Below are 7,368 nucleotides of genomic sequence, written 5' to 3'. Positions count from 1 at the left end.
AGAGCGGAACCCTAAGCGGCCGTTACCGCAGCAATGGATATGTACACAATCCAACCGTGTTGACTGCCAGCCCGCCTTCGCGAGCAAGCCCGCTCCCACAGTTGGATCGTGGGGTATCAGGTAGATAGGCGTCGGCTGGTAGGCCGTCATCGCAGGCAAGCCAGCTCCCACATTAATTCCAGTATCAGCCCTTCCAGACCTGCGGGTTCACCAGGTCCTGCGGGCGTTGACCCAGCAGCGCGCTGCGCAGGTTGTCCAATGCGCGATTGGCCATGGCTTCGCGGGTTTCACCGGTGGCCGAACCAATATGCGGCAGGGTCACGGCATTGCTCAACTGGAACAGCGGCGATTCAGCCAGCGGTTCCTTTTCATACACATCCAGCCCGGCACCACGAATGCGTTGGGTTTGCAGGGCTTCGACCAGCGCCGGTTCATCCACCACCGGCCCACGGGAGATATTGATCAGGATCGCGCTGGGCTTCATCAACGCCAGCTCCCGGGTGCTGATCAGGTGACGGGTCTTGTCGCTCAACGGCACCACCAGGCAAACGAAATCCGCCTCGGCCAGCAGCTGATCCAGGCTGCAAAACTGCGCGCCCAGTTCTTGCTCCAGCGCGGTCTTGCGGCTGTTGCCGCTGTAAAGGATCGGCATATTGAAGCCCAGGCGCCCACGCCGGGCCACGGCTGCGCCAATATTGCCCATGCCGACAATGCCCAGGGTCTTGCCGTGCACATCGCAACCAAACAGCGGCGCGCCCACGCTGGCTTTCCATTGGCCGGCCTTGGTCCAGGCATCCAATTCGGCCACGCGCCGTGCGCTGCTCATCAGCAACGCAAAGGCCAGGTCGGCAGTGCTTTCGGTGAGTACATCGGGGGTGTTGGTGAGCATGATCCCGCGCTCGTTGAAGTACGGCACGTCGTAGTTGTCGTAGCCTACCGACACGCTGGACACCACCTCCAGCTTGCTCGCGCTTTCAAGCTGCTCGCGGCCCAGCTTGCGGCCCACGCCGATCAAACCATGGGCATGGGGCAGGGCTTCGTTGAACTGTGCGTTGATGTCACCCAGCTTGGGGTTGGGCGCGATTACCTCGAAATCCTGTTGCAGGCGTTCGATCATCGGTGGGGTGATACGGCTGAAGGCCAGGACAGTCTTTTTCATGGCAGGCGGGCTCATCGACTACGGAAGAATGCTGAGCACGCTAACATTTATCCCCTCAGCACAAAACCTGTAGGAGCGAGCTTGCTCGCGAAAAACGTCAACGATAACGCGTTGATCCAGATTGAATGCGTTGCCCTCAGGTTTTTCGCGAGCAAGCTCGCTCCTACAGGGGTTGTTAGGTCGCCATCCGCACGCCACCCACAGCACCGCTCAACTCATATGCCACCAACTCCGCCTGGTGCGCCGCCAGAATCTCCGGCAACGAACCGCGCAGGTATTCCACCCACGTCTTGATCTTCGCATCCAGGTATTGGCGCGAGGGGTAGATGGCGTACAGGTTCAGCTCCTGGGAGCGGTAGGTCGGCATCACCCGTACCAGTGTGCCGTTGCGCAGCCCTTCGATGGCGGCGTACACCGGCAGCAGGCCGACGCCCATGCCGCTGGTGATCGCGGTTTTCATTGCGTCGGCCGAGTTCACCAGGAACGGCGAGCTGTTGATCGCCACGCTTTCCTGGCCTTCAGGGCCGTTGAAGGTCCATTTGTCCAGCTGGACCACCGGGCTGACCAGGCGCAGGCACGCGTGGTTGAGCAAGTCCTGGGGGCGTTGCGCGCAGCCCTTGGCCTTGACGTAGTCCGGCGAGGCGCAGGCGATGCTATAGGTGATGCCCAGGCGCTGGGACACGAAACCTGAGTCTGGCAGTTCGCTGGCCAGCACGATGGACACGTCGTAGCCCTCGTCGAGCAGGTCCGGCACGCGGTTGGCCAGGGTCAGGTCGAAGGTCACGTCGGGATGGGTGCGGCGGTAGCGGGCAATCGCATCAATGACGAAATGCTGGCCGATGCCGGTCATGGTGTGCACTTTCAACTGCCCGGCCGGGCGCGCGTGGGCGTCGCTGGCTTCGGCCTCGGCTTCCTCGACGTAGGCGAGGATCTGCTCGCAGCGCAGCAAATAGCGTTTGCCGGCTTCGGTCAGCGCGATGCGCCGGGTGGTGCGGTTGAGCAAGCGGGTTTGCAGGTGGGCCTCAAGGTTGGAGACCGCGCGCGAGACGTTGGCCGTGGTGGTGTCCAGTTGCACGGCGGCGGCGGTGAAGCTGCCGGCTTCGGCCACACAACTGAAGGCGCGCATGTTTTGCAAAGTGTCCATGGAGTGTTCTCAAGGGAGATAGCAAATTGTGACAGAAAGTTACGCTTTGAGTGATCCCTACCAACGGATTATCGCCTGAACGGTAACAAAGATTCACAGGAATACCAGCTTATCGTCCTCCCTGGCGCCGCCTAGAATTGCGCCACCTCTTGCGCAACACCCTCTCAGGAATTCGCTTGCCGTGCCGCGTCGCATCAGCAGAGAGCTGAAGACTCTCAGTGTTTGGGCTTTAACGTCAGTCATCAGCGGTTGCATCGGAACCGGAGGAATCGCCCCCCAAGGCCAGGCGATCAACGCCAATACCCTGGCCACCGATGTCGCGATCCAGAGCGCCGCCCGCGACGCCCACTGGCCCACCGCCCAATGGTGGCAGGCCTACGGCGACCCGCAGCTCAACCGTTGGGTCGAGCTCGCCACCCATAACAGCCCCAGCCTGGCCGTGGCCGCCGCCCGTGTGCGCCAAGCCCGGGCGCTGGCCGGGGTGGCCGAGTCGGCCGAGTCGCTGCAGATCAACAGCGACACCACCCTCAAGCGCCACAACTGGCCGAAGGATCAGTTCTACGGCCCCGGCGAATTGAGCGGCGCCAACACCTGGGACAACAATTCGTCCCTGGGCCTGAGCTACGCCCTCGACCTGTGGGGCCGGGAAAGCAACACGACCGAACGCGCCGTCGACCTGGCGCACATGAGTGCCGCCGAAGCGCGCCTGGCCCAGCTCGAACTGCAAAACAACGTAGTGCGCGCCTATATCCAGCTGTCGTTGCAGTACGCCAACCGTGACATCGCGGCCGCTACCCTGGCCCAGCAACAGCAGATCCTGGACCTGGCCAACAAACGCCTGGCCGCCGGGATCGGCACTCACTTTGACGTCAGCCAGGCCGAAACCCCGCTGCCGGAGACCCATCGCCAACTGGATGCCCTGGACGAGGAAATCGCCCTGAGCCGCAACCAATTGGCGGCGTTGGCCGGCAAAGGCCCGGGGGAGGGCGCGCAGTTGCAGCGCCCGACCCTGGCCCTCGCCGCGCCGTTGAAATTACCCTCCAGCCTGCCCGCGCAGTTGCTCGGCCAACGCCCGGACGTGGTTGCCAGTCGCTGGCAGGTTGCGGCCCAGGCACGGGGCATCGATGTAGCCCACGCCGGGTTCTACCCCAACGTCGACCTGGTCGGCAGCCTCGGGTACATGGCCACTGGCGGCGGCATGCTGGAATTTCTGGCCGGCAAGAAATTCAACTACAACGTCGGCCCGGCGATTACCTTGCCGATCTTCGATGGCGGCCGTCTGCGTGCGCAATTGGGTGAAGCCAGTGCCGGCTATGACATCGCGGTGGCCCAGTACAACCAGACCCTGGTCAATGCGCTCAAGGGCATCAGCGACCAGTTGATCCGTCGCGAGTCCATGGACAAGCAATCGGCCTTCGCCGCGCAGTCAGTGGCCTCGGCGCAGAAAACCTACGACATCGCCATGATCGCCTATCAGCGTGGCCTCACTGACTACCTCAACGTGCTCAACGCCCAAACCTTGTTGTTTCGCCAGCAGCAGATCGAACAACAGGTGCAGGCGGCGCGCTTGAGCGCCCATGCGGAATTGGTGACCGCCCTGGGCGGCGGCCTCGGCGCTGGCGACGATGTGCCCACGGCTGCCAAGACACGCCCAAGCAAGACCCCGGCGGCGCTCGCCGTGTTTGATCACTGAGTAGGCCTTAATGACTCCCTTGCCTGCACCGCTGCGCTGGCTGCATTCCCTTGAGTGGCGCCGTGGTTTCTTCGACTGGGCACGCAGCGATGGCGTGACCTGGGTGTATATCTTCAAAGTGCTGGTCGCCGCATTCCTGACGCTGTGGCTGGCCATGCGCCTGGAACTGCCGCAACCGCGCACGGCGATGATCACCGTATTTATCGTGATGCAGCCCCAGAGCGGCCAGGTGTTCGCCAAGAGTTTCTACCGTTTCCTCGGGACTTTGGCAGGCTCGGCGGTGATGGTGCTGTTGATCGCCTTGTTTGCGCAGAACACCGAACTGTTCCTCGGTGCGCTGGCGATCTGGGTGGGCATTTGCACCGCTGGCGCCACACGCAATCGCAACTTTCGCGCCTATGGGTTTGTGCTCGCCGGCTACACCGCGGCGATGGTCGGCCTGCCGGCCCTGGCCCACCCGGACGGCGCCTTCATGGCGGCGGTGTGGCGGGTGTTGGAAATTTCCCTGGGGATACTGTGCTCGACGCTGGTCAGCGCCGCCATCCTGCCGCAGACCTCCAGCGCCGCCATGCGCAACGCGTTGTACCAGCGCTTTGGTGTGTTCGCGCTGTTTGTGACGGACGGCCTGCGCGGGCGCAGCCAGCGCGAAGGGTTCGAGGCCAGTAACGTGCGCTTTATCGCCGAAGCCGTGGGCCTGGAAGGGCTGCGCAGCGTCACCGTATTCGAAGACCCGCACATGCGTCGACGCAATGGGCGGCTCAGTCGCCTCAACAGCGAATTCATGAGCATCACCACACGCTTCAACGCCTTGCACCAGTTGCTGGAACGCTTGCGCGCCGATGAGGCCGACCATGTGGTGGCAGCGATCAAACCCGGCCTGCAAGACCTGGCCGAAGTGCTCGACAGCTTCTCTGGCCGCGCCCTCACCAGCCCCGATGCCGCGCGCCTGGTCAACCAACTGAGCGCCTACAAGGATGGCCTGCCCGCCAAGGTGCGCAGCCTGCGGGCGAGCTTTCAGGAGGACAACCCGACGGACGCCGAGCAGTTGGATTTCCACACCGCCTACGAGCTGCTGTATCGCTTCGTCGACGACCTGCACAACTACGCGCAAACCCACGCGTCCCTGGCCGAGCATCGCCATGCGCGGGAGGATTGGCACGAAACCTACACGCCAAAGACCAACTGGTTGGCCTGTGCCGCTGCCGGTGTGCGCGCCTCGTTTATCCTGGTTGTGCTGGGCAGTTACTGGGTGGCCACGGCCTGGCCCAGCGGCGCCACCATGACCCTGATCGCGGCGGCCACGGTGGGCTTGTCCGCCGCCACGCCCAACCCCAAGCGCATGGCGTTCCAGATGGCCTGCGGCACCTTGATCGGCGCCTTGGTCGGCTTTGTCGAAATGTTCTTCGTGTTCCCCTGGATCGATGGCTTCCCGTTGCTGTGCGTGATGCTCGCGCCGGTGATCATCTTCGGTGCCTTTCTGTCTTCACGCCCCCGATACGCCGGTGTGGGCGTGGGCCTGCTGATCTTCTTCAGCACCGGCTCGGTGCCGGACAACCTCACGGTCTACAACCCCTACACCTTTATCAACGACTACATTGCCATGGTCATCGGCATGCTGGTGTGCGCGGCGGCGGGGGCGATCATTCTGCCGCCCAATAGCCGCTGGTTGTGGCGCCGCCTGGAACAAGACCTGCGTGAGCAAGTGGTGTATGCCATCAGCGGCAAGCTCAAGGGCCTGGCGTCGAGCTTTGAAAGCCGCACCCGCGACCTGCTGCACCAGGCGTATGGCCTCGCGGCCGGCCAGCCGCAGGTGCAGCGCGATTTGCTGCGCTGGATGTTCGTGGTGCTGGAGGTCGGCCACGCGATCATCGAGCTGCGCAAGGAGCAGGCGATTTTGCCGGTGCACCCGGCGTATGCCGAGTCCCAGCCGTGGCGCCAGGCGATCCGCGTGATGGGGCGCTCGCTGGTGCGGCTGTTCCTGCAACCCAGCGCCAGCAACCTGGAACGCGGGTTGATTGCCGTGGACCATGCGATCAGCCGCGTGCAGGCCACCGACGAACCCTTCGCCCCGCACTTCGACACCTCGGCCCTGCGCCGGGTGAAGAGCTACCTGCACTTTATTCGCACCTCGTTGCTGGACCCGCAATCGCCTCTGGCCGCCCTCAAAGGAGCCCCGAATGCCTCGTGAAATTGCATTCCACGGCATCTATATGCCGACCATGACCCTGATGTTCCTGATCGCCGCGGGGCTGGCCTGGGCGGTTGACCGCTTCCTGGCCGGGTTCGACCTGTACCGGTTTTTCTGGCACCCGGCGCTGCTGCGCCTGAGCCTGTTCGCTTGCCTGTTCGGCGCCCTGGCGCTGAGCGTCTACCGTTGAGAATGCCCCGATGAAAAAGTTCTTCAGCCTGCTCGCCACCTTGCTGGTTCTGGCGTTGGCGATCTGGATTGGCCGCACGTTGTGGGTGCACTACATGCAAACGCCGTGGACCCGCGATGGCCGGGTGCGCGCCGACATTATCAATGTGGCGGCTGACGTCACCGGTGAAGTGGTGGACGTGCCGGTACGTGATAACCAGTTGGTGAAAAAAGGCGACCTGCTGATGCAGATCGACCCCGAGCACTACCGCATTGCCGTCAAGCAAGCGCAATCGCTGGTGGCTTCACGCAAGGCCACCTGGGAAATGCGCAAGGTCAACGCGCACCGCCGCGCCGACCTGGACGCCCTGGTGATCTCCAAGGAGAACCGCGACGACGCCAGCAACATCGCCGACTCGGCCCTGGCCGATTATCAGCACGCCCTGGCGCAACTGGAGGCCGCCGAACTCAACTTGAAGCGCACACGAGTGCTGGCGGCGGTGGACGGCTACGTCACCAACCTCAACGTGCACCGTGGCGACTATGCGCGCATCGGCGAAGCCAAAATGGCCGTGGTGGATATGAACTCGTTCTGGGTCTATGGCTTCTTCGAAGAAACCAAACTGCCCCACGTGAAGGTGGGCGACAAAGCCGATATGCAGTTGATGAGCGGCGAGACCTTGAAGGGCCATGTGGAAAGCATCTCGCGCGGCATTTACGACCGCGATAACCCCGAGAGCCGAGAACTGATCGCCGATGTAAACCCGACCTTCAACTGGGTGCGGTTGGCCCAGCGTGTGCCGGTGCGGATTCACATTGATGAAGTGCCGCAGGGCGTGTTGTTGGCGGCCGGCATCACCTGCACTGTGATCATCAACCCAACACAAAACTGAACTGTGGGAGCTGGCTTGCCTGCGATGGCGGCCTGACAGTCGACACTGATCTACCTGACACACCACCATCCAAATGTGGGAGCTGGCTTGCCTGCGAAGACGGCCTAACAGTCAACACAGTTG

Annotated in this window: 6 protein-coding genes; 4 read left to right on the top strand and 2 right to left on the bottom strand. The window is 63.1% G+C overall.

The genetic code is table 11. From position 1 onward, the window contains the following. Positions 1 to 184: 184 nt before the first annotated feature. Both QK296_RS28745 and QK296_RS28740 read right to left on the bottom strand, forming a co-directional pair. Positions 185 to 1,159 carry a D-glycerate dehydrogenase gene (locus tag QK296_RS28745; protein WP_282392324.1) on the bottom strand — a complete coding sequence of 325 codons (975 nt, stop codon included), beginning with the start codon at positions 1,157 to 1,159 and terminating at the stop codon, positions 185 to 187. 175 nt (positions 1,160 to 1,334) lie between these two features. Next, entirely contained in the window at positions 1,335 to 2,303 is a 969-nt protein-coding gene (locus QK296_RS28740) for a LysR family transcriptional regulator (RefSeq protein WP_047712624.1), read from the bottom strand. Positions 2,304 to 2,484: 181 nt separating this feature from the next. Between QK296_RS28740 and QK296_RS28735 the strand changes: the two genes are divergently transcribed. The 4 genes from QK296_RS28735 to QK296_RS28720 are packed head-to-tail and all read left to right on the top strand — an operon-like array spanning position 2,485 to position 7,245. After that, positions 2,485 to 3,996, top strand: a complete 1,512-nt coding sequence (locus tag QK296_RS28735; protein WP_137204046.1) for an efflux transporter outer membrane subunit — start codon at positions 2,485 to 2,487, stop codon at positions 3,994 to 3,996. Between the two features lie 10 nt (positions 3,997 to 4,006). After that, the gene (locus tag QK296_RS28730) at positions 4,007 to 6,184 is read left to right on the top strand and encodes an FUSC family protein (RefSeq protein ID WP_003188710.1); all 2,178 of its coding nucleotides are present in this window, start codon (positions 4,007 to 4,009) and stop codon (positions 6,182 to 6,184) included. Beyond that, positions 6,174 to 6,374 carry a DUF1656 domain-containing protein gene (locus tag QK296_RS28725; protein ID WP_003188711.1) on the top strand — a complete coding sequence of 67 codons (201 nt, stop codon included), beginning with the start codon at positions 6,174 to 6,176 and terminating at the stop codon, positions 6,372 to 6,374. Before QK296_RS28730 ends, QK296_RS28725 begins: the two co-directional genes overlap by 11 nt. 10 nt (positions 6,375 to 6,384) lie before the next feature. After that, the gene (locus QK296_RS28720) at positions 6,385 to 7,245 is read left to right on the top strand and encodes an HlyD family secretion protein (protein WP_003188712.1); all 861 of its coding nucleotides are present in this window, start codon (positions 6,385 to 6,387) and stop codon (positions 7,243 to 7,245) included. Positions 7,246 to 7,368 lie beyond the last annotated feature (123 nt).

It is taken from the genome of Pseudomonas sp. AL10, from assembly GCF_029960685.1.
Classification (GTDB): Bacteria; Pseudomonadota; Gammaproteobacteria; order Pseudomonadales; family Pseudomonadaceae; genus Aquipseudomonas; species Aquipseudomonas lactis.
This window is presented reverse-complemented; position numbering and strand designations above follow the sequence as displayed.